Genomic DNA, 21,380 nt, shown 5'->3' with positions numbered 1-21,380 from the left:
GTCGTCCTGCTCAGAGCGTCTTCTCGAAACGGTCGAGCGCGCGGCCCAGGCGGGCGAACATCTCGTCCATCTCGGCCGGCGTGATGATGAGCGGCGGGCATAGGGCCACTGTGTCGCCCATGGCGCGCACGATCAGGCCTTCTTCCAGCGCGTACTGCGCCACCTGGTAGCCAGCCTTCAGAGCCGGGTCGAAGGGCGTGCGTGCGGGGCCGTCGGCCATCAGCTCCAGCGCGCCGATCAGGCCCACGGCGCGCATGTTGCCGACGATGCGGCGCTCGGCCTGCACGGCCAGGCCTTCGGCGAAGCGCGGCGCGAGCTCGCGGGTGCGGGCCAGGATGCCTTCGTCTTCGTAGACCTTGAGCGTCTCCAGCGCCACGGCCGCGGCCACGGGATGGCCCGAGTAGGTGTAGCCATGGCCGAAGGTGCCGATGCGGCCGCTGTTGGCGGCCATGGCCTCGTGGATCTGCTGCGACACCATCACGGCCGAGATCGGCACATAGGCCGACGACAACGACTTGGCGCAGGTGAGGATGTCCGGCCGCATGCCGAAGGTGGTGGAGCCGAACATCTCGCCCGTGCGGCCGAAGCCGCAGATCACCTCGTCGGCCACCAGCAGCACGTCGTACTTGCGCAGCACGGCGTGGATCTTCTCGAAGTAGGTGGGCGGCGGCACGATCACACCGCCCGCACCCATCACCGGCTCGGCGAAGAAGGCGGCCACGGTGTCGGGGCCTTCGTTCAGGATCAATTGCTCCAGCTCATTGGCGCGGCGGGTGGCGAAATCCTCGGCCGATTCGCCAGGCAATGCATCGCGGTAGTGGTGCGGGCTGCCGGTGCGCAGGATGCGGGCGATGGGCAGGTCGAAGTCCGAATGGTTGGCCGCCAGGCCGCCCAGGCTGGCCGAGGCCACCGTCACACCGTGGTAGGCACGGTCTCGGGCGATGATCTTCTTCTTGGCCGGCTTGCCGATGGCGTTGAAGTAGTACCAGATCATCTTCACCGCCGAGTCGTTCGCCTCGGAGCCCGAGTTGGCGAAGAACACGCGCGCCATCGGCACCGGCGCCAGGGCGAGCAGCCGTTCGGCCAGCTGCGCGGCGGCCGGATTGCTGCGGTGGTTGAAGGTGTGGTAGTAGGGCAGCGTCTTCAGTGCGTCGATGCCGGCCTGCACCAGCCGCGGGTGGCTGAAGCCCAGCGAGGCACACCACAGTCCCGACATGCCTTCGATGTAGCGTCGGCCGGATTCGTCCTCCACATGGATGCCGTCGCCGCGGGTGATGAGCAGCGGCTCCACCTGGCCGTGGGTGGCGAGGTTGGTGTACGAATGCAGATGGGCCGCGACGTCGGCGGCGGCGTTGGGGGTGCGTGCGTTCATGGTCGGTCTCTTTTCAGTAGCCGCGTTGAAGGTCCACCGCCACCTCGGCGGCGCGGCCGGCGCGGATGCGCTCCAGGTTCATGCGGGTCTGCCGGGCGATGACGGCCGGCTGGGTGCGGGTGGCGATGTGGGGCGTGACCAGGATGCGCGGGTCGCGCCAGAAGGGGTGCTCCGGCGGCAATGGCTCCTGCACGAAGGCGTCCAGCGTGGCGGCGCCCAGATGGCCGGCGTCCAGCGCCGGGATCAGGTCGGCCTCCACCAGGTGGGCGCCACGGCCCACGTTGATCAGGTGCGCGCCGCGCGGCAGCTGCGCGAAGAGATCGCGGTTCAGGATGCCCGTGGTCTCGTCGGTGAGCGGCAGCAGGCACACCAGCGTGTCGCAGCCGGCCAGGAACTCGGCCTGCTGCGTCTGTCCGTGGAAGCAGTCCAGGCCCTGCGGCACCTCGCGCGGACTGCGGCTCCAGCCACGCACGCTGTAGCCCAGCGCCATCAGCGCGCGGGCGCAGACCAGGCCCAGCGTGCCCAGGCCGGCAATGCCGACGCGGTGCGCGCGGGGCGGCTGGATGGGCGCTTCTTCCCAGCGGCCGGCGGCGGCGCTGGCCAGGTAGCGGCCCATGTGGCGCTGTCCATGGATCACGGCCCAGGTCACATAGGCGGCCATGCCCGAGGCCATGTCGGTGTCGACGATGCGGCACACCGGCACAGGCGGCAGTTCGGCATCGGCCGTGAGGTGGTCGATGCCGGCGCCCACGGACTGGATGAGTGCGAGATTGGGCATGCGCGCCATCAGGCCGGCGGGCGGGCACCAGCAGACGGCGGCATCGATGGCGTCCAGCGGGCCCAGCTCGGCCATGGTGCGCAGATCGGCATCGGGGAATTCCTCACGGAATGCCGGCAGCAGGTAGCCGAGGTCCAGGTTGGCGCTCAGGAAGGCGAGGGTGGTCAACGCGAGGTTTCCTTTTCAGCCGTGAGGCGGGGCACCGCCTCGATCAGCATGCGGGTGTAGGGATGCTGCGGGTCGGTCAGCACCTGCGCGGCCGGACCGTATTCGACGACGGCGCCGCGCTGCATGACGGCGATGTGGTCGCACATCTCGCCGGCCACGCGCAGGTCGTGGGTGATGAAGACCATCGCCAGCTTGAAGCGCTCGCGCACCTCGGCGAAGAGCTGAAGCACCTGCGCCTGCACCGACACGTCGAGCGCGGAGACGGGCTCGTCGGCCACGAGCAGTTCGGGCTCCATGGCGAGCGCACGGGCGATGCCGATGCGCTGGCGCTGGCCGCCGCTGAACTCGTGCGGATAGCGCTCGGCCGCCTCGGGGCCCAGGCCCACCAGGCGCAGCAGCGCCAGCGCGCGGGCCATGGCTTCGGCCTTGGGCACGCCCTGGGCGATGGGACCGGCCGCCAGCGTGGGCCCTATGCGGTGCCGCGGGTTGAGCGAGGCATACGGGTCCTGGAAGACCATCTGCACCTTGCCCTGAGTCTGACGGCGCATGGCCGCGCCGGAGAGCAGGCTCTTGCCCTTGAACAGGATGCGTCCGCTGTCGAAGGGCTCCAGCCCCACGATGCAGCGGCCCACGGTCGATTTGCCCGAGCCCGATTCGCCCACCAGCCCCAGCGTCTCGCCACGGCGCAGCTGGAAGCCGATGCCCTTGGCAGCTTCCACGCGCCGGCCCTTGCTGAAGAATCCGCCGCCGCTCACATAGGTCTTGCGCAGGTCCTGCACCTGCAGCACGTAGTCCTCCTGCGTGTCGGCGGCCGGCTCGCGCAGGCGGCCCTGCGGGATGGCGGCGATGAGCTTGCGGGTGTAGTCGTGCTTCGGGTGCATCAGCACCTCGTGCGCCGGGCCGGCTTCGACGGCCACGCCGGTCTGCATCACGACCACGTGGTCGGCGATCTCGGAGACCACGCCGAAGTCGTGCGTGATGAAGAGCAGGGCCGTGCCCTTGCGCTGCTGCAGCTCGCGCATCAGCGTGAGGATCTGTGCCTGCGTGGTCACGTCCAGCGCCGTGGTCGGCTCGTCGGCGATCAGCAGGCGCGGCTCCAGCAGCAGGGCGCAGGCGATCATCACGCGCTGGCGCTGGCCGCCCGAGAGCCGGAACGGGTAGCTGTCGGCCAGCAGTTCGGGGTCGGGCAGGCCCACGTCGGCCAGCGCGGCCACGATGCGGCGGCGCTTCTCGGCCGCGGGCAGCGTCATGTGCGAGTCGAAGACTTCGGCCAGCTGGTCGCCGATGCGCATCACCGGGTTGAGCGCGGTCATCGGCTCCTGGAACACCATGCCGATGCGGCGGCCGCGCAACTCGCGCATCTGGGCCTCGGTCAGCGTGAGCAGGTCGGTGCCCTCGAAGAGGATGCGGCCGGCCACCGGCGCCACGTGCGGCCTGGGCAGCAGGCCCATGATGGCGTTGGCGATCATCGACTTGCCCGAGCCCGATTCGCCCACCACGCAGAGCGTGCGGCCGGGCAGCAGCTCGAAGCTGGCGCCCTTCACGGCCAGCGCGCGGTCGCCGCCGGGCGGCAGGCAGATGTCCAGGCCCTCGACGCGCAGCACGGCGTCCTCGGCCTCGGGTTCGGGCAGTGGCTTGAGCAGGGCGTTCATCGGGTGCGGCCTCCCAGCCGGGTGTTGAGTCCGTCGTTCAGGCCTTCGCCCACCAGGTTCAGCGCCAGCACGGTCAGCACGATGGCCAGGCCCGGAAACACCGCCATCCACCAGGCCTGGCGCAGCACGGTGCGGGCGGTGCCGACCATGTAGCCCCAGCTCATCTGGTTGGGGTCGCCCAGGCCCATGAAGCTCAGGCTGCTTTCCAGCAGGATGGCCGAGGCGATCATCAGCGAGGCCATCACCACGATGGGCGAGGTGGCGTTGGGCAGGATCTGCGTGAGGATGATGCGCGGCGTGGACTGGCCCGCCAGCTGCGCCGCCGCCACGAAGTCGCGCTGGCGCAGGGTGAGGAACTCGCCGCGCACCAGCCGCGCCACCGGCGGCCACGAGACGAGCGCGATGGCCGTCACGATCGACCCCACCGAGGGCTGGAAGATCGCCACCAGCACCAGGGCCAGCGCGAAGCTCGGCACGGCCTGGAACAGCTCGGTGAAGCGCATCAGCGCCGCGTCGATCCAGCCGCCGAAGTAGCCGGCCACGGCGCCCAGGCCCACGCCGATCAGCAGCGACACCACGGTGGACACCACGCCGATCAGCAGCGAGATGCGTGCGCCGCGGACCACGCCCGAGAAGATGTCGCGGCCCATGGTGTCGGTGCCCATCAGGAAGCCGGCCTCCTGCCCGGGCCGCAGGAAGGGCGACTGCACCATGTCCCAGGGATCGTTGGTGGCCAGCAGCGGGCCGAAGGCCACCATCAGTGCCAGCAGGGCCAGCACCACCAGGCCGAAGACCGCGCCCTTGTTGCGGCAGAAGCGCCGCCAGAAACCGGAGTTGTTCATTGCCGTGGGCTCCTCATTGGCTTCACAGCCGGATGCGCGGATCGACCAGTGTGTAGACCAGGTCGGTGATCAGGTTGAACAGGATGGCCATGGCGGCCGTCACCAGGAAGCAGCCCAGCAGCAGGTTGTAGTCGCGCTGCAGCAGGGCATCGAACATCAGGCGGCCGATGCCGGGCCAGGCGAAGACGGTCTCGGTGAGCACCGCGCCGCCGATCATGCTGCCGGCCTGGATGCCGGCCAGCGTGACCACCGGCAGCAGCGCGTTGCGCAGGATGTGCGCGCGCTGGATGCGGCCGGGCTTCACGCCCTTGGCGCGGGCGGTCTTCACGAAATCCATCTGCGCGACTTCGAGCATCGAGGCGCGCGTCATGCGGGCGTACACGGCCATGAAGAACAGGGCCAGCGTGAGCGAGGGCAGCACCAGGTGCTGGGCGATGTCCCAGGCCAGGGAAAGGCCCGAGAGGCCCGAGCCCACCGTCATGTAGCCGAAGCCCGGCAGCCAGTTCATCTGCACGGTGAAGAGCAGCACGGCCATCATGGCCAGCCAGTACAGCGGCGTGGCATAGAAGACCAGCGCCACCACCGTGATGGCGCTGTCGAGCCAGGAGCCCGGCTTGCGCGCCGCCAGCGCGCCCAGCACCACGCCGAAGATCAGCGACAGCACGAAGGCGCTGCCGGTGAGCAGCAGCGTGGCCGGTAGCCGGTCGGCGATGAGCTTGGCCACCGGCTGCTGCTGCCGGTACGAGAAGCCCAGGTCCAGCCGAACCACATGGCCCAGGTAGGTGGCCAGCTGCGTGCCGAGGGGCTGGTCCAGCCCGAACTCGCGGCGCAGCTGGTCGACGAACTGCTGGTCGGAGGCACCGGCCTCGCCGGCCATCACCGACACCGGGTCCCCGGGCGCCGCACGCACCAGCATGAAGTTGACGGTGGCGATCAGCACCAGGGCCACGAGGCCCTGCGCCACACGGGTGAGCATGAACTGCAGGCGTTTCATGGGTGCGTGCGCTGCGTGCTCAGCCGATGGAGGCGCGGCCCAGGCTGTCGTTCAGGCCGATGCCGGAACTCACCGGGTTCTTCACCTTGCTGCGATAGAGCGTGGGGAAGTTGATCTCGTGCAGCCAGGCCACCGGCGCTTCCTCCAGCAGCAGCTTCTGCACTTCGAGGTAGATGGCCTTGCGCTTCTCGGGATCGGCCGCGACCGCGCCGGCGGCGAAGAGCTCGTCCACCTTGGGATTGGAATAGCCCTCGACGTTGTTGAAGGGCGAGCCCTTGGCGATGTTGCTGCTGGTGTAGTTGCGGGCCACGCCCAGGGCCGGGTCGCCGTACTGGTAGACGTAGGTGAAGGCGAGGTCGTAGTCCCATTCGTTGAGGCGCTGGTTCCAGCCGGCCACATCGGTGGGCGTCATCTCGATCTTGATGCCGGCCTGGCCCAGGTGCTGTCGCACCATCTCGGCCTGGCGCTGCCAGGTCTCGCCGTAGGGCAGGGGCAGCAGGCGCAGGGTCTCGCCCTTGTAGCCGGCCTCTTCGAGCAGCTTCTTGGCCTTGGCGATGTCGCGCGGGTACTTCGGCACGTCGTCGCTGTAGAACTTGATGTGGCTGTTGAAGGGTCCCGTCGCCGCCTTGGCGTAGCCCTGCCAGGCCACCTTGGCGATGGCGTCGCGGTCGATGGCATGCATCACCGCCTGGCGGAACTTGACCTTGTCCATCGGCGCCTTGCGGTTGTTGATCCACAGCCAGGAATGGGGCGCGAAGAACTCCCAGCCCTTGGTCGTGACCTCCACGCCCGACAGCTTGGCCAGGCGGGCCACGTCGAAGTACTCCACCGAGCCACCGGGGGCGATGTCGATCTTTCCGGACTCGAAGGCCGCGGCGCGCGAGGCCGCATCGGGAATGACGTGGAAGTACACGTTCTCCACCTTGGGCACGCCGGGCTGGTGGTACTGCTCGTTGGCCACCAGCTGGATGTAGGAGCCCTTGACCCATTCCTTGAACTTGAGCGGGCCGGTGCCGATGGGCGTGGCATTGGCCGGGTTGGTCAGGAAGTCGGTGCCGTCGTAGATGTGCTTCGGGATCATCGGCATGGTGCCGGTCTCGAAGATGCCCATGAAGGGGCCAAAGGGCTGCTTGAGCGTGAACTCCACCGTCAGCGGGTCCAGCGCCTTGATGCTCTCGATCTGCTGCAGGCTGGCGCGGAAGCGCGCATGTGTCTTGCGCAGGAAGACGTCGGCCGAGAACACCACGTCGGCCGAGGTGAAAGGCTTGCCGTCGTGCCACTTCACGTTGGGCTTGAGCTTGAAGGTGTAGACCGTGCCTTCCTTGTTGGCGGTCCACGAGGTGGCCAGCAGCGGCTGCGGGTCGAGCTTCTCGTCGTAGCGCAGCAGGCCTTCGTAGATGTTGCCGGCGATCATCTGCGTGGGGCCGTTCTGCACGATGCCCAGCATCAGGCCCGGCGGCTCGGGCTGCACCAGCACGTTGATGGTGCCGCTACGCTTTTCCTGCGCCAGCAGGTGCAGCGGCACGCCCGCGATGGAGACGCCCAGGCCGGTGGCGCCCAGTTGGATGAGTCGACGACGTTGCATGTCAGGCTTCCTTTCAGTCAGCGCAAGAGGGTGTTGAAGAGGGGATGGGGATCAGTCGCGGAACGAGGCGGAGGCCGTGGGCTGCTCCAGGCGTTGGAGCAGGGCACGCCATTCGCGCGCATCTGGATCGGCGGCGCCGGGCAGGCGGTTGCTGTCGCCGCTTTCGTACTGGCGGGCGGTGAGTTCGCAGACTTCCTCAGACACGGGGTGGATCGGCTGGCCGCTGGCCTGGATGGCCAGTTGCACGCGGCAGGCACGCTCCAGGTTGTGCATCAGGATGAAGGCCTCGGCCACCGTGCGGCCCAGCGTCACCAGGCCGTGGTTGCGCAGGATCAGCACGCGGGCGGTGGGGCCCAGGTCGGCGATCAGGCGCTCGCGCTCGCCGTGGTCCAGCGCGATGCCCTCGAAGTCGTGGTAGACGACGCGGTTGTGGAACTGCAGCGCCCACTGGTTGCAGGGCTGCAGCCCGCAGGCGAGCGATGAGACGGCCACGCCGGCCACCGTGTGCGTGTGGAGCACGCACATGGCGTCATGCCGCGCCATGTGCACGGCGCTATGGATCGTGAAGCCGGCGGGGTTCACGTCGTAGGGCGAGGGCTCCAGGATCCGGCCTTCAGTGTCGATCTTCACCAGCGACGACGCCGTGATGTCCCGGAACAGCATGCCGAACGGGTTGATGAGGAACTGGTCCTCGGCGCCCGGTACGCGCGCGGAGATGTGCGTGTAGATGCTGTCCTCCATGCCGTAGTGAGCGACCAGCCGATAGGCGGCGGCCAGGTCCTCGCGCACCTGGCGCTCGGCATCGGAGAAGGTCTTGGGGGTCAGGTCCTGCATCAGCATCACAACGCTCCGTCAATTACTGTCAGCTGTCGACAGATGACATTACGCATGATGCGTGCCAGATTGCAGATCCTTGATTTCCCTCAGTACGGGCACGAAAAACCGGGTCTGGTCGGGCGCGATGCGCCGAGCCTGGTGCATCCGCGCACCTGCAAGAAGCGCACGCACCAATGAAAAACGCCGCGCGAAGGGCGCGGCGTCATGAGGACGGGGGGATGGTCGGCGGCTCAGCCGCCGCGGCGCATCATGTCGAAGAACTCGACGTTGGTCTTGGTGGCCTTCATGCTCTTGAGCACCATCTCCATGGACTCGATCTCGTCCATGTTGTACATGAACTGGCGCAGGATGCGGGTCTTCTGCAGCACTTCAGGCGCCAGCAGGAGTTCTTCGCGGCGGGTGCCCGAGCGGTTGAGCTGGATCGAGGGGAACACACGCTTTTCGTACAGACGGCGGTCGAGGTGAATCTCGCAGTTGCCGGTGCCCTTGAACTCTTCGAAGATCACTTCGTCCATGCGGCTGCCGGTGTCGACCAGCGCGGTGCCGATGATGGTGAGCGAGCCGCCTTCTTCCACGTTGCGGGCCGCGCCCAGGAAGCGCTTGGGCCGCTGCAGGGCATTGGCGTCCACGCCGCCGGTTAGCACCTTGCCGGAGGAGGGCACCACGTTGTTGTAGGCACGGGCAAGGCGGGTGATGGAGTCCAGCAGGATCACCACGTCCTTCTTGAGCTCGACCAGGCGCTTGGCGCGCTCGATCACCATCTCGGCCACGTGCACGTGGCGGGCAGCGGGCTCGTCGAAGGTGGAGGCGATCACCTCGGCCTTGACCGAGCGCTGCATCTCGGTCACTTCTTCGGGCCGCTCGTCCACGAGCAGAACCATCATGTGGATCTCGGGGTAGTTGGCGGCGATGGCGTGCGCGATGTGCTGCATCATCACCGTCTTGCCGCTCTTGGGCGGCGCCACCAGCAGCGCGCGCTGGCCCTTGCCGATGGGCGCGATGATGTCGATCACCCGCCCGGTGATGTTCTCTTCGCTTTTGAAGTTGTCGCGCTCCAGCTTCATCTGCTCCTTGGGGAACAGCGGCGTGAGGTTCTCGAACATCACCTTGTGCTTGTTCGCCTCGGGCGCGCCGTCGTTCACCTTGTCCAGCTTGGTCAGCGCGAAATAGCGCTCGCCGTCCTTGGGAATCCGCACCTCGCCCTCGATCATGTCGCCGGTGTGCAGGTTGAAGCGCCGCACCTGGCTGGGGCTGATGTAGATGTCGTCGGTGCTGGCCGTGAAGCTGGTGTCCGGGCTGCGCAAAAAGCCGAAGCCGTCGGGCAGGATCTCCAGCACGCCGTCCGCAAACACCTGCTCGCCGGCCTTCGCCCGCTTCTTGATGATGGCGAACATCAGCTCCTGCTTGCGCATGCGGCCGACGTTTTCGATCTCGAGCGCTTCGGCCTGCTTCAGGAGTTCGGAGACGTGCAGTGCCTTGAGTTCGTTCAGGTGCATGGAATGGCCCCGCGGGCGGAGATGCTTGGTGACGGTGGGAGAGGAGGGGGCTTGCGTCAGGGCGAGAGAGATGCCCCGGAAGCCTTGGACTCGAACCGTGCCCTTGTGTTGGGGCCGGCGAATGACAGGAATTATGACAGGAAAAAACAAAGGCCGGCGCAAGGATGCGTCGGCCTTTTCATTCGGAGCAGGAGGCGATCAGGCGAGCTGCTGGTCGATGAAGGCAGTGAGTTGCGCCTTGCTCATGGCGCCGACCTTGGTGGCGGCGAGCTGGCCGTTCTTGAACAGCATCAGCGTGGGGATGCCGCGGATGCCGAACTTGGCGGGGATCTCGCGGTTCTCGTCCACGTTCATCTTGGCGATCTGCAGCTTGCCGTCGTAGGTGTTGGAGACCTCGTCCAGGATGGGCGCGATCATCTTGCAGGGGCCGCACCACTCGGCCCAGTAGTCGACCAGCACGGGCTTGTCGGACTGCAGGACGTCGGCTTCGAAGGAGGAGTCGGAGATGTGCTTGATGAGTTCGCTGGCCATGATGTCTGCCTTGGCTACGTTCGCGGTGAAAGGGATGCTCGCGGGGAGCGGCGAAAGATCGATTTCATTGTGACAGAAAGCCCCCTGCGGCGCGGCAGCCTGCGGCTATGCCACCGATAGCCGAAGTCTGGCCGACGCGACAATGCCCGCGATGACCAAGCTTTCGAATGTGGCCGTGATCGGCGGCGGCCCGGCCGGCCTGATGGCGGCCGAGCGCCTCGTCGCCGCGGGCTGCACCGTCGACCTCTACGACGCCATGCCCTCCGTGGGTCGCAAGTTCCTGCTCGCCGGCCGCGGCGGCCTTAACCTCACCCACTCCGAACCCTTCGATGCCTTTGCCTCGCGCTATGGCGAGCGTCGTGCGCAGGTCGAGCCGCTGCTCAGGCGCTTCGATGCCGATGCGCTGCGCGCCTGGACGCACGCGCTGGGTATCGAGACCTTCGTAGGCACCTCGGGTCGCGTCTTCCCGCGCGAGATGAAGGCGGCGCCGCTGCTGCGCGCCTGGTTGCATCGCCTCCGCGCGAGCGGCGTGCGCCTGCACATGCGCCATCGCTGGACGGGCTGGCAGGACGACGGTGCGCTGCGCTTCGACACGCCGCAGGGCGGGACGACGGTGCGTGCGGATGCACTCATCCTGGCCTGCGGCGGCGCCAGTTGGCCGCGGCTGGGCTCGGACGGGGCGTGGGTCGGTCCGCTGCACGCGCGTGGCGTCACCGCCGCGCCGCTACGGCCGGCCAACTGCGGCTTCGACGTGGCCTGGACATCCTTCTTCGCCGAGCGCTTCGCGGGCCAGCCGCTCAAGTCGGTGGTGCTCGACGTGCGGGACCGCGATGGCCGCCACTTCCGCCGCAAGGGCGAGTTCGTCGTGACGTCCACGGGCGTGGAAGGCAGCCTGGTCTATGCGGCCTCGGCCCTGCTGCGCGACGAGATCGCGGCCATCGGCCAGGCGACGGTCACCCTGGACCTGTTGTCCGACTGGACGCCCGAGCGCGTGCTGGCCGCGGTGGCCCATCCGCGCGGCAGCCGTTCCATGGGCAGTCATCTCAAGAGCCGGCTCAACCTCGATGCCGTGCGTTCCGCGCTGCTGCACGAGGTGCTGGACAAGGCGGCCATGCAGGACGCCGCACGCGTGGCCGCGACGCTCAAGGCCTTGCCGCTGACCCTGCTGCGGCCCCGCCCGGTCGACGAGGCGATCAGCACCGCCGGCGGCGTGCGCTTCGACGACCTGGACGAAGGGCTGATGCTGCGCGGGCTGCCCGGCGTCTTCTGCGCCGGCGAGATGCTGGACTGGGAAGCGCCCACCGGCGGCTACCTGCTCAACGCCTGCATGGCCAGCGGCGTTGTTGCGGCGGAAGGCGCCTCGGACTGGTTGCGGCGCCAGGCCTGACCTGGCAGCGCCACGGCTGTCTCAGATCAGCTGGTTGCGGATGGCATAGGCCGTCAGCGCTGCATCGTTGTTCAGGTGCAGCTTCTCGCGCACTCGCATGCGGTAGACGTTGACGGTCTTCGGGCTGAGCATGAACTCGCGCGCGATGTCCGCCATGGTCTTGCCCGAGGCGATGCGCACCAGCGTCTCCAGTTCGCGGTTGGACAGCAGCTGGTGCGCCGGCGCCTCGGCGTCGGGGCGGGCCACCGTGTCGGCCAGCAACTGGGTGGCCTCGGGGCTCAGGTACTTCTGACCCTGGCCCACCATGCGCACGGCCGTGACCAGCAGCCGCGGGTCGGACGCCTTCGACAGGAAGCCGTAGGCGCCGGCACGCAGGCATCGCACGGCGTACTGCTGTTCCGGCTCGCCCGAATACACCAGCACCTTGACCGTCGAGCCGGCCTCCACCAGATCGGCCAGCACGTCCAACCCGCTTCGGCCGGGCAGGGCCAGGGCCAACAGCAGGACGTCGCACTGGGTGGTGCGCAGCATCCGCTTGAGTTCCTCGGCACTGGCCGCCTCGCCGCTGAGCCGCACGTCCACCGCTTCCGCCAGGAATTCGCGGATGCCGCGGCGCACGACGCCGAAGGGGTCACAGGTGATGACATGGATCATGAGCGCCCCCGGGAGGTGGGCGCCAGCAGGCGCGCGCGGCGCCGGCAGCAGCAGGTCATGGCGGTGGTCGAACGGCGGGAAATGCCGTTTAGATGTTAATTTTGGTTAACCGCCGATGATATTCAGAAGCAGAGGCGCCGGATGTGGCAAGAGTGAGTCGGGCGCCGCTGAGCAGCCAGTTGGAGCGCCGGCCACCACGGCGCCACGCGTCGCCATCGCCCACCATGGCGAGCCTCCGAGCCTCCGAGCCTCCGAGCCTCCGAGCCTCCGAGCCTCCGAGCGTCTGCGCAGCCCGCCGCCCGCCGCCCGCCACCCGCAGCCCGCCGTGCGTGGGCGGCAGCCCCAAGACGCAGACCGCCCTCAGCCTCTGGGCCGCGCAAGCAGGCGCCGCCGCGCCTGCTCGATGTTGTGGCGCAAGGCGTACAACTCCTCGGCATAGGACAGCGGCACCGTCACCTTGTTGGCCACGCGGTCGAGTTCGTCCAGCTCGTCGAGCAGGACGTCGCGCGCGCCGGGGTCGGACTCCATGCGTGCCTCGATGTCCCGCAGCCGTGCGTACCAGCGGAACACCCGCCGCCGCACGCGGAAGGTGTAGAGCGGCGGCACCACCCGCGACAGCGGCAGCAGCAGCACGATCAGGCCGCCGATCACCAGCCACATGCGCTCCAGCAGGTTGCTGGCCCAGAAGGGCAGCCAGCGTTGCCAGACGGGCGGGGTGCCATTGATGGCGCGATCGCCCTCGGTGCTGACGGGCAGCTCGCTCGCCCGGGTGTTGGGAAATTCCCGCGCCCGGTTGAACCAGCCGGCATGGCCATGGAGGGTCTGCGCCGCCTGCGCGAAGAGCTGGCGCAGCGCCGGATGCGTGTCCTCGCGGGTGAGCAGCGAGGTGGTGGTGGCCACCAGCGACACATCCTTCGGCGGGACATCCGACGCCAGGTCGACCACGCCACGTGGCAGCGTCACTGCGGTGAGGAAGGGAAAGATGCGGGTGTAGGCCTCGGCCTGGCCCAGGTCCAGGAGGGCAATGCCGGGCGAGCGCAGCAACTGCTGCACGCGTGGTGATTCGGGTGCCGAGGCCAGGACGATGGCGTCCAGCCGTCCGGCGATGAGGGCGGCGGCCGCGTCGTCGGGGGTCTCGGCGGTGATTCGCATGCGTTTGGCGTCGATCCGGTTGGCCGACAGCATGCGTGCCACCAGCTCCGGAACGCCGCTGCCGGGGCGGTCGGTACCCAGACGCAGGAGGCGCAGTCCGGCCAGTGAGGACAACTCGGCCTGCGCCAGGCCCTCCCGCCGCTCGGCGCCGGAACTGCGCAGGGTTTCGGGCCGGCGCACGGCGTTGGGCCGGTAGAACACCCACAGTGGCTCGTAGAACAGGGCACCCAGCGACAGGATGCCGGCCTCGGGGTCGGCCACGGGATCGGCCACGCCGCCGCGCACGAAGCCCAGGTCGGCGCGACCCTCGCGCAGCAGGCGCAGGTTTTCGAGCGAGCCTTCCGTTGGAATCAGCTCCACCTGGATGCCGTTGGGTTTGAGGGCCGCGGCGTAGCGCTCGCCGAATGTCGCGTAGGCGCTGCCCTGCGGCCCGGTCGCCAGCCGCACCGTGCGCGGAGGCTGCGGATCCAGGTAGATGTAGGCCGCGACCAGCACGCCCACCGCGATCAGCGCCAGCGGTCCGGCCGACAGCAGCAGGTCGCGCAGGCCCAGCAGGGCCAGCATCAGGCTGTGCGAGAGGCGCTTCATCGCACGTGTCCGTCCTGGCGCTGCGGCCAGTCGCGCGCGGCCGGGATCGACAGCTCCGCCGTGGCGATGGCCCGCGCGGCGAGCACGGCGCGCACCGTGGCCTGGGCCGCCACCTCGGCCGCCAGGGTCGAGAGCACCGTCATGCCCGGCGCTTCGTCCTTCAGCGCCACGCGGCCGGTCGCCAGGGCGAACAGCGTGTCGCCGTCGCTCATGGTGTGCACCGGGTTGATGGCGCGGGCCAGGCCGTCGTGGGCGACCGCGGCCAGCCGCTGGGCCTGCACCTTGGTCAGCACGGCGTCGGTGGCGATCACGCCGATGGTGGTGTTGGTGCCGGCCAGCAAGGGCTTGGGCAGCTCGCCGCGCAGCAGGCTGCGGCGGGTGTCGCGCAGGGCGCGGCCATCGTCCGTGCGCGATCCGGCCAGCAGTTCGCCGGTTTCCGGGTCCAGCACGTCGCCCAGCGCATTGCAGGCGATCAGGGCACCGACCGTCACGCCGCCCACCTTGACCGAGGCGGTACCGATGCCGCCCTTCATCGCATGCTGGGCGCCGAAGAGCTTGCCCACCAGCGCGCCTGCACCGGCGCCCACATTGCCTTCGGCGGGCGCGGCGATGGAGGCGGCCTCGCAGGCCGCGTAGCCGCTGGCCGCGTCAGGACGGATGCGGGCGTCGCCCACGGGCAGGTCGAAGAGCACCGCGCCGGGCACGATGGGCAGGCGGCCGAAGCGCACGTCCAGGCCCACGCCACGCTCCTCCAGCCAGCGCACCACGCCGTCGGCCGCCGCCAGCCCCCAGGCACTGCCGCCGGCCAGCAGGATGGCGTGCACCTCCTGGACGAAGTTGCCGGGAGAAAGCAGGTCCGTCTCGCGGGTGCCGGGGGCAGCGCCGCGCACGTCCACGCCCGCCACGGCGCCCTCGCGCGCCAGGATGACGGTGCTGCCGGTGGGGCGACGGCTGTCGGTGTGGTGGCCGACCTCGATGCCGGCGACGTCGGTGATGGCGCCCGAATAGGGCAGGTCGGGAAGGGCAGGGGCTGACATAGGGCGCCGATTATGGGCGGCGCCCCATGGGCGACAGACCGCCCTCTACGATGCGCGGATGCAATCGACGATCGAAGGGCGCACGGGGCACCATGTGGTGGTGATCGGTGCCGGGGCGGTGGGGTGTGCGAGCGCCATCGAGGCGCTGCGCCGGGGCTGGCGCGTGACGCTGCTGGAGCCCGGCGAGCCCGGCGGCGAGCAGGCGACGAGTTATGGCAATGCGGGCTGGCTGTCCTCGCATTCGGTGATCCCGCCCGCGCTGCCGGGTGCCTGGCGCAAGGTTCCGGCCTGGCTGCTCGACCCGCTGGGTCCGCTGGCCTTGCGCTGGCGCCATCTGCCCCGCGCCTTGCCCTGGCTGCTGCGCTACCTGGCCTCGGGCTGGACCGAGGAACGCGTGCAGCGCACGGCCGATGCGCTGCGGCTGATGCTCGCGGATTCGCCCGTGCTCCACGCACGGCTGGCGGCCGACGCCGGCGTGCCCGGGTTGATCGAGCATCGGGGCCTGCTGCATGTGTACCGCTCACGGGCCGAGTTCGAATCCGAGTCCCTCGCCTGGCGCGTGCGGGCACGCACCGGCGTGCAGTGGACCGAGTGGGACGCCGCTCGGCTGGCCGCCGAAGAGCCGGACCTGGACCGACGCTACACCCTGGGCATCCATGTGGCCGAGGCCGGGCACTGTCGGCATCCCGGCGCCTACGTTGCGGCCCTGGCGCGCCATGCGCAGGCTACGGGTGCCCGCCTGGTCAAGGCGCTGGCGACAGGACTGCAGATCGAAGGCGGCCGCCTGCGGGCAGTGAGAACGACCGCCGGCGACATCGCCTGCGACGCCGCTGTCATCAGCGCGGGGGCGCGTTCCGCGGCGCTGGCCCGGGCGGCCGGCTCGCCGGTGCCGCTCGAGTCGGAGCGGGGCTACCACGTGATGCTGGAAGGCGCGGTGCCGGTGGGCCCACGTACGCCCATGATGGCCGCGGATGGCAAGCTGATCGTGCATGCCATGGTGCCGGGCCTGCGTGCAGCGGGCCAGGTAGAGATCGCCGGCCTGGTGGCCGAGCCGGACTGGCGCCGTGCGGAGATCCTGCGCCGGCATCTCGTTTCGATGTTCCCGGCCCTGGGCGACGGCGCGGCGGGCGAGGCGCTTGTCGTGCGGCACTGGCTGGGGCACCGCCCCAGCCTGCCCGACGGGCTGCCCTGCATCGGCCATGCGCGTGCCACGCCGGATGTGGTCCTCGCCTTCGGCCACGGCCATGTGGGCCTGGGCGGATCGGCCAGGACCGGCCAATGGGTGGCCGAGTTGCTGGGGCGGGCGGAGCGTCCGGCGGCCCTCGCGCCCTTCGACCCGGCGCGTTTCGGCTGATCCCTGCGGCGCGGCAGCGTGGGCGGCCGCGGCAGGGCCGAGGATCAGTTGCTGATCACGCCCAGGTGGAAGAAGCCGGCGGTGGCGGTGTTGCCCCGCGCGCCGATCACCATCTCGAGTTGCGCGGAGCGGGCGACGAAGTAGTAGCGGCCGTCTCCCGTGGAACTTCCCATCATGCCCGTGGGCCCGACCGAGCCCAGGGTGTTCAGCGTCAGCGCGGTCTGGACGACGCCGGCGGCCGATGCGGATCTCAGCGTGTAGGTGCTCAGGTCGGCCGTGGACTGATCCTGCGTGCCGAGGATGGACCAGCCGAAGGCGTTGTTGAAGGCGCTCCAGCCCGGCTGTTCCTGCAGACCGACGCTGAACTGCGCCGTGGTCGGGTCGGTCGCCCCGGGGCCTGCCAGGATCAGCATCTTCTCGTTGCCGACGCGAGCGACGCCGACGCGGCCTTCGTAGACGCCGCTGCTGTTCGTGACGCGCCACAGGCCGGGCGTGGTCGGATCGGGCGCCAGCGTTGCGGTGCTCAGCGACCCTGTCGGGCAGATGTCCACGCGGGTGATGGCCACCTCATTGCAGCGGACGAAGAACGCCCCAGCGCCCGAAAACTGCACCTGGCTGATGGCGGAGTCCTTGACGGCTCCGTTGCTGCTGTAGTTGACCCGGAAGCGGTTGTAGGTGCCGTCCAGATCGGCAGCGGTTGTGATCAGCGCACGCGTGGCGACAAAAAGGAAGGGCGCGTAGGTCACAGGGTTGGCGCCCAGGACGGGGAAGGGGAAGCTGCCCACCAGCGTATCGGGCAGCACCTGCAGCCCGGAAATGCGCTGCGCCGTGGTCTCGCGGTTCGAAAGCAGCCCGTAGACGGCGCTGCCGCTGGCCGGCTTCACGAGGGTGCCCACATTGCTTGCGCCCGACGTATCGACGAACTCGAGGCTGCCCAGGTCGAAGTCCGCCTTGAGCTGCTGGCGGCTGCCGTTGGACACGTAGGCCATGTACTGGCCATTGCGGCTGTCGCCTGCCCGCACCTTGAGGCGCACCGTGGTCGTTTGGCCCGAGTTGGCCGTGGCCACCAGCGGATAGTCCTCGGTGGCGCCCGGGTTGGCGTTGGCCAGGCGCGCCTGCCATTGCTGGTCACTGCTGCTGGTGCCCACGGCGGTCACCTTGCCGCTGGGCGAGCTGCCGCTCCAGCTCACGGTCTGGTTGGACTTCACCGTGATCACCTGGCCGGGCTTCACCACATAGGCGTCCCCCTCGGCAGCGACGGTCGTCCCGTCGGCCACGACGGCCAGTTGCGGGGCCTGCGGGGCGGCGGCCGGCGGCAGGAAGAAGCCTCCGCCACCGCCGCCGCCTCCGCCCCCACAGGCCGCCAGTGCGAGCACGCAGCCCAGCCCAATGGCCCATTTCAGGCCGGCAGTTCTCCTTGGATTCCCATTGCGCATGTGAGCGCCCCTCTTTCTTTTCTTGCCTGAGGCAAATTGTCAACAAAGTGTGTCCGCCAGAGGCGGCGGGCGCAGTGTAGGGAGGGTCTGCGGTTCGGGCGTTGCGGCTGTTGTGCCGCAGCTTCATCCATTTGGGGGATAGGCAGGCTTCCCTCGCGTGACGCCTTGGCCCGGCCTGCTTGACGGCCGCAAACCGCTGCATTAATCTCCGTTCATTCCATATATGAACATGCGTTTCTCTAAAGAAACAAACGGATTCGCCCGATGAACATGACGCCCGACCCCGAGAGCCTGCGCAGCCTGATGGCCGAGATTCCGCCCACCCTGCTGGCCGGCCGGCGCGTGCTGGTGACGGGCGGGGCACGTGGGCTGGGGCTGGCCTTTGCCAAGTGCATTGCACAGGCCGGTGGGCGCGTGGTCATCGCGGACATCCTGGCCGAGCTGGCCGCCAGCGAAGCGGCCGCGCTGCGCGGGCAGGGCCACGAGGTGCATGCGCTGGCGCTGGATCTGACCGATCCCACCTCCGTCACCGCCTGCGCCGACGAGGCCGTGCGCCTGCTCGGCGGACTGGACGGGCTGGTCAACAACGGCGCCATCACCAATTCCGGTGGCCGCGATCCGCACGCGCTGGAGATCGAGATGTGGGACCGCGTGATGGACGTCAACGTCCGCGGCACCTGGCTCATGAGCCGCGCCTGCCACGGCGCGCTGGCCGCCAGCGGTCGTGGCGCCATCGTCAACCTGGCCTCCGACACCGCTCTGTGGGGCGCCCAGAACCTGCTGGCCTACGTGGCCAGCAAGGGCGCCGTGGCGGCCATGACCCGTTCGCTGGCGCGTGAATGGGGCGGTGCCAACATCACGGTCAATGCCATCGCGCCCGGCCTCACGCTGGTCGAGGCCACCGAATACGTGCCCAAGGCCCGCCACGACAAATACCTCGAAGGCCGCGCCCTGCCGCGCGAGCAGCAGGCGGCCGATGTGTGCGGCGCGGTGCTGTTCGCGCTGTCGCCGCTGTCGCGCTTCGTCACCGGCCAGTTGCTGCCCGTCAACGGCGGCTTCGTGCTCAATTGATTCCCGCCTTCCGTCCCCGAACCCGTTTGTAGGAGAGCCCCATGACCGACCTGTCCGTGCAGCAGCAACTCGATCCTTCCAAGCCCAGCTGGGAGCGCCCCGAAGGCGCCAGCCTGGAGCAGTGGATGAACACGCGCATCGCGCGTTATTCCACCCGCCAGTACGACTGGGACGCCCTGAAGTTCCAGGCCGATTTCGATCCCAAGTACCGCCGCGCCCAGATGCGCTACGTGGGCACCGGCGGCACCGGCGTCGCCTCGGACAACAACACCGTGCCGGCCGAGCACTTCACCTTCTCGACCATGGTGATCCCGGCCGGCCACGAAGGCCCGTCGCACCTGCACATCGATGTGGAAGAGGTCTTCTTCCTGATCCGCGGCAAGCTCAAGGTGGTGCTGACCACGCCCGAAGGCGAGCGTTACGAGACCGTCATGACCGACCGCGACCTGATCTCGGTGCCGCCCGGCGTGTACCGCGAGGAGATCAACATCGGCGACGAAGACGCGCTGATGTGCGTGATGCTGGGCGCCAAGAAGCCCATCACGCCGACCTACCCCGCCGACCATCCGCTGACCAAGGTCAAGCGCGGCTGATCGCCCGCTGCCCCGACATTGGCCGACCCGAGCTTGCCCATGACCGCTGCTGCCGCCCCCGCTCCGCTGCCCGAAGCCGAAGTCGAGGCCCTCGACCGCCGCTTCCCCGTCCGTGAGGTGGCCCTGGCCCAGGGCGGCGTCGTGGCCGTGCGCGAGGCGGGGCAGGGTGCAGGTGGCCTGCCGCTGGTGTGCCTGCACGGCATCGGCTCCGGCTCGGCCTCGTGGCTGGGCGTGGCCGACGCGCTCGAAGGCGGCGCCCGGCTGATCGCCTGGGACGCGCCCGGCTATGGCACCTCCACGCCCCTGGCCCGGCCGGCGCCGCGCGCCACCGACTACGCCGCGCGCCTGGCGGGCCTGCTGGACGCGCTTGGCATCGCGCGCTGCGTGCTCGTCGGCCATTCGCTGGGCGCGCTGATGGCCGGCGGCGCCGTGCATGCCGGGGCGCCCCTGGCCGGCCGCATCGCGCGGCTGGTGCTGATGAGCCCGGCCCGCGGCTATGGCGCAGCCGGCCGCGAGTCCCAGGCGCAGAAGGTGCGCACCGAGCGCCTGGCCACGCTCGACCAGTTGGGCATCGCCGGCATGGCCACGCAGCGCAGCGCGCGGCTGGTGTCCGACGACGCCAGCGAGCGTGCCCGCCAGTGGGTGCGCTGGAACATGGGCCGGCTCAACGAAGCCGGCTACCGCCAGGCCGTCGAACTGCTGACCGATGACGACCTGCTGGCCTACCTGCCGCCGGCCATGCCGGTGCAGGTGCTCTGCGGCAGCGAGGACGTGGTCACCACGCCCCTGGCCTGCGGCGAGGTGGCCCGGGCCTGCGGCGTGGAACTTGCCTTGCTGCCCGGTGCCGGCCACGCTTGTTACGTCGAGCAGCCGGAGCCGGTGGCCCGCCTGCTGCTGGCCGCCGCACAAGAACAAGACGCCTGACGAGGAGGAGAGACGCCATGAGCCAGAACGACACCCCCGACGCCCCCAGCGACGACAGCGGCGACCGCTACAACGTGCCCGCGCTGGAGCGGGGCCTGCGCCTGCTGTGCGAGTTCAGCCGCGAGACGCCCACACTCTCCGCGCCCGAGCTGGCCCGCCGCTTCAACCTGCCGCGTTCCACCGTCTTCCGCCTGCTCTCCACGCTGGAGAACATGGGCTTCATCGAGAAGACCGAGAGTGGCCGCGACTACCGCCTGGGCCTGGCCGTGCTGCGCCTGGGCTTCGAATACCTGGCCTCGCTGGAGCTGACCGAGCTGGGCCTGCCGGTGCTCACCCGCCTGTCGGAGGACATCGGTCATGCCTGCAACATGGTGGTGCGCGATGGCCGCTCCATCGTCTACGTGGCCAAGACCGCCTCGCCCACGCCCTTCCGCAGCGCGGTCACGGTGGGTACGCGCCTGCCCGCCCATGCCACCGTGCTCGGCCATGTGCTGCTGGCGGACCTCAGCCTGCCGCAGCTGCGCGCGCTGTACCCCGAGGACAAGCTCGAGGTCTTCTCGGACAACACGCCGCGCACCGTCAACGCCCTGTTCGACATGGTGCAGACCGTGCGTGACCACGGCTACGTCCTGGGCGAGGGCTTCTTCGAAAGCAACATCTCCACCATCGCCGCGCCGGTGCGCGACCGTGCCGGACACACCATCGCGGCACTGGGTGCCACCTTCACCACCGCGCACATCGACGAAGGTCCGGTGGACCAGCTGGTGAGCCGCGTCCGCGCGGCTGCTGACGAGATCTCCGGCCTGCTCGACGGCGCCCATCCGGGCATGACGCGCAAGGTCATCCCCTTGCGCCGATGACATGAAAGGGCACCTCCCAAGCCGCTTCGCGGCTCCCTCCTCCCTGGCGCCTTCGGCTTGGAGGAGGGC

19 protein-coding genes are annotated in these 21,380 nt (G+C 69.4%); 6 read left to right on the top strand and 13 right to left on the bottom strand.

Going from position 1 to position 21,380, the window contains the following annotated elements; translation table 11 throughout:
* Window positions 1-10: 10 nt before the first annotated feature.
* From DFR41_RS23955 to trxA, 9 genes are all read right to left on the bottom strand, one after another.
* Window positions 11-1,372: an aminotransferase gene (locus tag DFR41_RS23955; protein ID WP_114804569.1), complete on the bottom strand. Its 1,362-nt coding sequence runs from the start codon at window positions 1,370-1,372 to the stop codon at window positions 11-13.
* 13 nt (window positions 1,373-1,385) lie between these two features.
* Entirely contained in the window at window positions 1,386-2,318 is a 933-nt protein-coding gene (locus tag DFR41_RS23950) for a 2-hydroxyacid dehydrogenase (RefSeq protein ID WP_244917859.1), read from the bottom strand.
* Window positions 2,315-3,970 (bottom strand): ABC transporter ATP-binding protein, encoded by a 1,656-nt coding sequence (locus tag DFR41_RS23945; protein ID WP_114804568.1) that lies wholly within the window; start codon window positions 3,968-3,970, stop codon window positions 2,315-2,317. Before DFR41_RS23945 ends, DFR41_RS23950 begins: the two co-directional genes overlap by 4 nt.
* Entirely contained in the window at window positions 3,967-4,812 is an 846-nt protein-coding gene (locus tag DFR41_RS23940) for an ABC transporter permease (protein WP_017762286.1), read from the bottom strand. Before DFR41_RS23940 ends, DFR41_RS23945 begins: the two co-directional genes overlap by 4 nt.
* A 22-nt stretch (window positions 4,813-4,834) precedes the next feature.
* Window positions 4,835-5,806, bottom strand: coding sequence for an ABC transporter permease (locus DFR41_RS23935; RefSeq protein WP_114804567.1), 972 nt, complete (start codon window positions 5,804-5,806; stop codon window positions 4,835-4,837).
* Between the two features lie 19 nt (window positions 5,807-5,825).
* Window positions 5,826-7,391 (bottom strand): ABC transporter substrate-binding protein, encoded by a 1,566-nt coding sequence (locus DFR41_RS23930; RefSeq protein WP_017757834.1) that lies wholly within the window; start codon window positions 7,389-7,391, stop codon window positions 5,826-5,828.
* Window positions 7,392-7,442: 51 nt separating this feature from the next.
* The gene (locus DFR41_RS23925) at window positions 7,443-8,231 is read right to left on the bottom strand and encodes a class II aldolase/adducin family protein (protein WP_017757833.1); all 789 of its coding nucleotides are present in this window, start codon (window positions 8,229-8,231) and stop codon (window positions 7,443-7,445) included.
* Window positions 8,232-8,458: 227 nt separating this feature from the next.
* A complete protein-coding gene (rho, locus tag DFR41_RS23920) occupies window positions 8,459-9,724 on the bottom strand; it encodes a transcription termination factor Rho (RefSeq protein ID WP_017757832.1) in 1,266 nt (421 codons plus the stop codon).
* Window positions 9,725-9,922: 198 nt separating this feature from the next.
* A complete protein-coding gene (gene trxA / locus DFR41_RS23915; RefSeq protein ID WP_017757831.1) occupies window positions 9,923-10,255 on the bottom strand; it encodes a thioredoxin TrxA in 333 nt (110 codons plus the stop codon).
* A 151-nt stretch (window positions 10,256-10,406) separates the two neighbouring features.
* Between trxA and DFR41_RS23910 the strand changes: the two genes are divergently transcribed.
* On the top strand, window positions 10,407-11,642 hold the full coding sequence (locus DFR41_RS23910) for a TIGR03862 family flavoprotein (RefSeq protein ID WP_017757830.1): 1,236 nt from the start codon (window positions 10,407-10,409) through the stop codon (window positions 11,640-11,642).
* Between the two features lie 21 nt (window positions 11,643-11,663).
* Here the strand turns inward: DFR41_RS23910 and DFR41_RS23905 are convergent, their stop codons facing one another.
* The 3 genes from DFR41_RS23905 to DFR41_RS23890 all read right to left on the bottom strand — a co-directional run bounded on the left by DFR41_RS23905 (window position 11,664) and on the right by DFR41_RS23890 (window position 15,073).
* Window positions 11,664-12,296, bottom strand: a complete 633-nt coding sequence (locus DFR41_RS23905) for a response regulator (protein ID WP_017757829.1) — start codon at window positions 12,294-12,296, stop codon at window positions 11,664-11,666.
* A gap of 360 nt (window positions 12,297-12,656) precedes the next feature.
* Window positions 12,657-14,036: a TAXI family TRAP transporter solute-binding subunit gene (locus DFR41_RS23895; RefSeq protein ID WP_114804566.1), complete on the bottom strand. Its 1,380-nt coding sequence runs from the start codon at window positions 14,034-14,036 to the stop codon at window positions 12,657-12,659.
* Entirely contained in the window at window positions 14,033-15,073 is a 1,041-nt protein-coding gene (locus DFR41_RS23890) for a P1 family peptidase (RefSeq protein WP_114804565.1), read from the bottom strand. Before DFR41_RS23890 ends, DFR41_RS23895 begins: the two co-directional genes overlap by 4 nt.
* A gap of 58 nt (window positions 15,074-15,131) precedes the next feature.
* Between DFR41_RS23890 and DFR41_RS23885 the strand changes: the two genes are divergently transcribed.
* Window positions 15,132-16,427 carry an NAD(P)/FAD-dependent oxidoreductase gene (locus DFR41_RS23885; RefSeq protein ID WP_114804564.1) on the top strand — a complete coding sequence of 432 codons (1,296 nt, stop codon included), beginning with the start codon at window positions 15,132-15,134 and terminating at the stop codon, window positions 16,425-16,427.
* Window positions 16,428-16,471: 44 nt separating this feature from the next.
* Here DFR41_RS23885 and DFR41_RS23880 read toward each other — a convergent pair whose 3' ends face one another.
* The gene (locus tag DFR41_RS23880; RefSeq protein WP_017757827.1) at window positions 16,472-17,803 is read right to left on the bottom strand and encodes a hypothetical protein; all 1,332 of its coding nucleotides are present in this window, start codon (window positions 17,801-17,803) and stop codon (window positions 16,472-16,474) included.
* 330 nt (window positions 17,804-18,133) lie between these two features.
* Between DFR41_RS23880 and DFR41_RS23875 the strand changes: the two genes are divergently transcribed.
* The 4 genes from DFR41_RS23875 to DFR41_RS23860 are packed head-to-tail and all read left to right on the top strand — an operon-like array spanning window position 18,134 to window position 21,311.
* Complete coding sequence (locus tag DFR41_RS23875) at window positions 18,134-18,934, top strand: SDR family oxidoreductase (protein WP_043114261.1); 801 nt, start codon at window positions 18,134-18,136, stop codon at window positions 18,932-18,934.
* A gap of 41 nt (window positions 18,935-18,975) precedes the next feature.
* On the top strand, window positions 18,976-19,527 hold the full coding sequence (locus DFR41_RS23870) for a cupin domain-containing protein (protein ID WP_114804563.1): 552 nt from the start codon (window positions 18,976-18,978) through the stop codon (window positions 19,525-19,527).
* A 39-nt stretch (window positions 19,528-19,566) separates the two neighbouring features.
* Window positions 19,567-20,451 (top strand): alpha/beta fold hydrolase, encoded by an 885-nt coding sequence (locus tag DFR41_RS23865; protein WP_114804562.1) that lies wholly within the window; start codon window positions 19,567-19,569, stop codon window positions 20,449-20,451.
* Between the two features lie 17 nt (window positions 20,452-20,468).
* Window positions 20,469-21,311 (top strand): IclR family transcriptional regulator, encoded by an 843-nt coding sequence (locus DFR41_RS23860; protein ID WP_017757823.1) that lies wholly within the window; start codon window positions 20,469-20,471, stop codon window positions 21,309-21,311.
* Window positions 21,312-21,380 lie beyond the last annotated feature (69 nt).

This window comes from Pseudacidovorax intermedius (assembly GCF_003350475.1).
Lineage (GTDB): Bacteria > Pseudomonadota > Gammaproteobacteria > Burkholderiales > Burkholderiaceae_C > Xenophilus > Xenophilus intermedius.
The sequence above is the reverse complement of the archived record's forward strand: the minus strand, read 5'-3'. Positions and strand labels throughout refer to the sequence as shown.

Excerpts from the sequence above, each read along its gene's own strand:
- DFR41_RS23940 (WP_017762286.1), bottom strand. The coding sequence starts at position 4,812 with ATGAACAACTCCGGTTTCTGGCGGCGCTTCTGCCGCAACAAGGGCGCG.
- DFR41_RS23945 (WP_114804568.1), bottom strand. The coding sequence starts at position 3,970 with ATGAACGCCCTGCTCAAGCCACTGCCCGAACCCGAGGCCGAGGACGCC.
- DFR41_RS23935 (WP_114804567.1), bottom strand. The coding sequence starts at position 5,806 with ATGAAACGCCTGCAGTTCATGCTCACCCGTGTGGCGCAGGGCCTCGTG.
- trxA (WP_017757831.1), bottom strand. The coding sequence starts at position 10,255 with ATGGCCAGCGAACTCATCAAGCACATCTCCGACTCCTCCTTCGAAGCC.
- DFR41_RS23875 (WP_043114261.1), top strand. The coding sequence starts at position 18,134 with ATGACGCCCGACCCCGAGAGCCTGCGCAGCCTGATGGCCGAGATTCCG.
- DFR41_RS23860 (WP_017757823.1), top strand. The coding sequence starts at position 20,469 with ATGAGCCAGAACGACACCCCCGACGCCCCCAGCGACGACAGCGGCGAC.
- DFR41_RS23955 (WP_114804569.1), bottom strand. The coding sequence starts at position 1,372 with ATGAACGCACGCACCCCCAACGCCGCCGCCGACGTCGCGGCCCATCTG.
- DFR41_RS23885 (WP_114804564.1), top strand. The coding sequence starts at position 15,132 with ATGCAATCGACGATCGAAGGGCGCACGGGGCACCATGTGGTGGTGATC.
- DFR41_RS23870 (WP_114804563.1), top strand. The coding sequence starts at position 18,976 with ATGACCGACCTGTCCGTGCAGCAGCAACTCGATCCTTCCAAGCCCAGC.
- DFR41_RS23865 (WP_114804562.1), top strand. The coding sequence starts at position 19,567 with ATGACCGCTGCTGCCGCCCCCGCTCCGCTGCCCGAAGCCGAAGTCGAG.
- DFR41_RS23890 (WP_114804565.1), bottom strand. The coding sequence starts at position 15,073 with ATGTCAGCCCCTGCCCTTCCCGACCTGCCCTATTCGGGCGCCATCACC.
- DFR41_RS23925 (WP_017757833.1), bottom strand. The coding sequence starts at position 8,231 with ATGCTGATGCAGGACCTGACCCCCAAGACCTTCTCCGATGCCGAGCGC.
- rho (WP_017757832.1), bottom strand. The coding sequence starts at position 9,724 with ATGCACCTGAACGAACTCAAGGCACTGCACGTCTCCGAACTCCTGAAG.
- DFR41_RS23910 (WP_017757830.1), top strand. The coding sequence starts at position 10,407 with ATGACCAAGCTTTCGAATGTGGCCGTGATCGGCGGCGGCCCGGCCGGC.
- DFR41_RS23905 (WP_017757829.1), bottom strand. The coding sequence starts at position 12,296 with ATGATCCATGTCATCACCTGTGACCCCTTCGGCGTCGTGCGCCGCGGC.
- DFR41_RS23895 (WP_114804566.1), bottom strand. The coding sequence starts at position 14,036 with ATGAAGCGCCTCTCGCACAGCCTGATGCTGGCCCTGCTGGGCCTGCGC.
- DFR41_RS23930 (WP_017757834.1), bottom strand. The coding sequence starts at position 7,391 with ATGCAACGTCGTCGACTCATCCAACTGGGCGCCACCGGCCTGGGCGTC.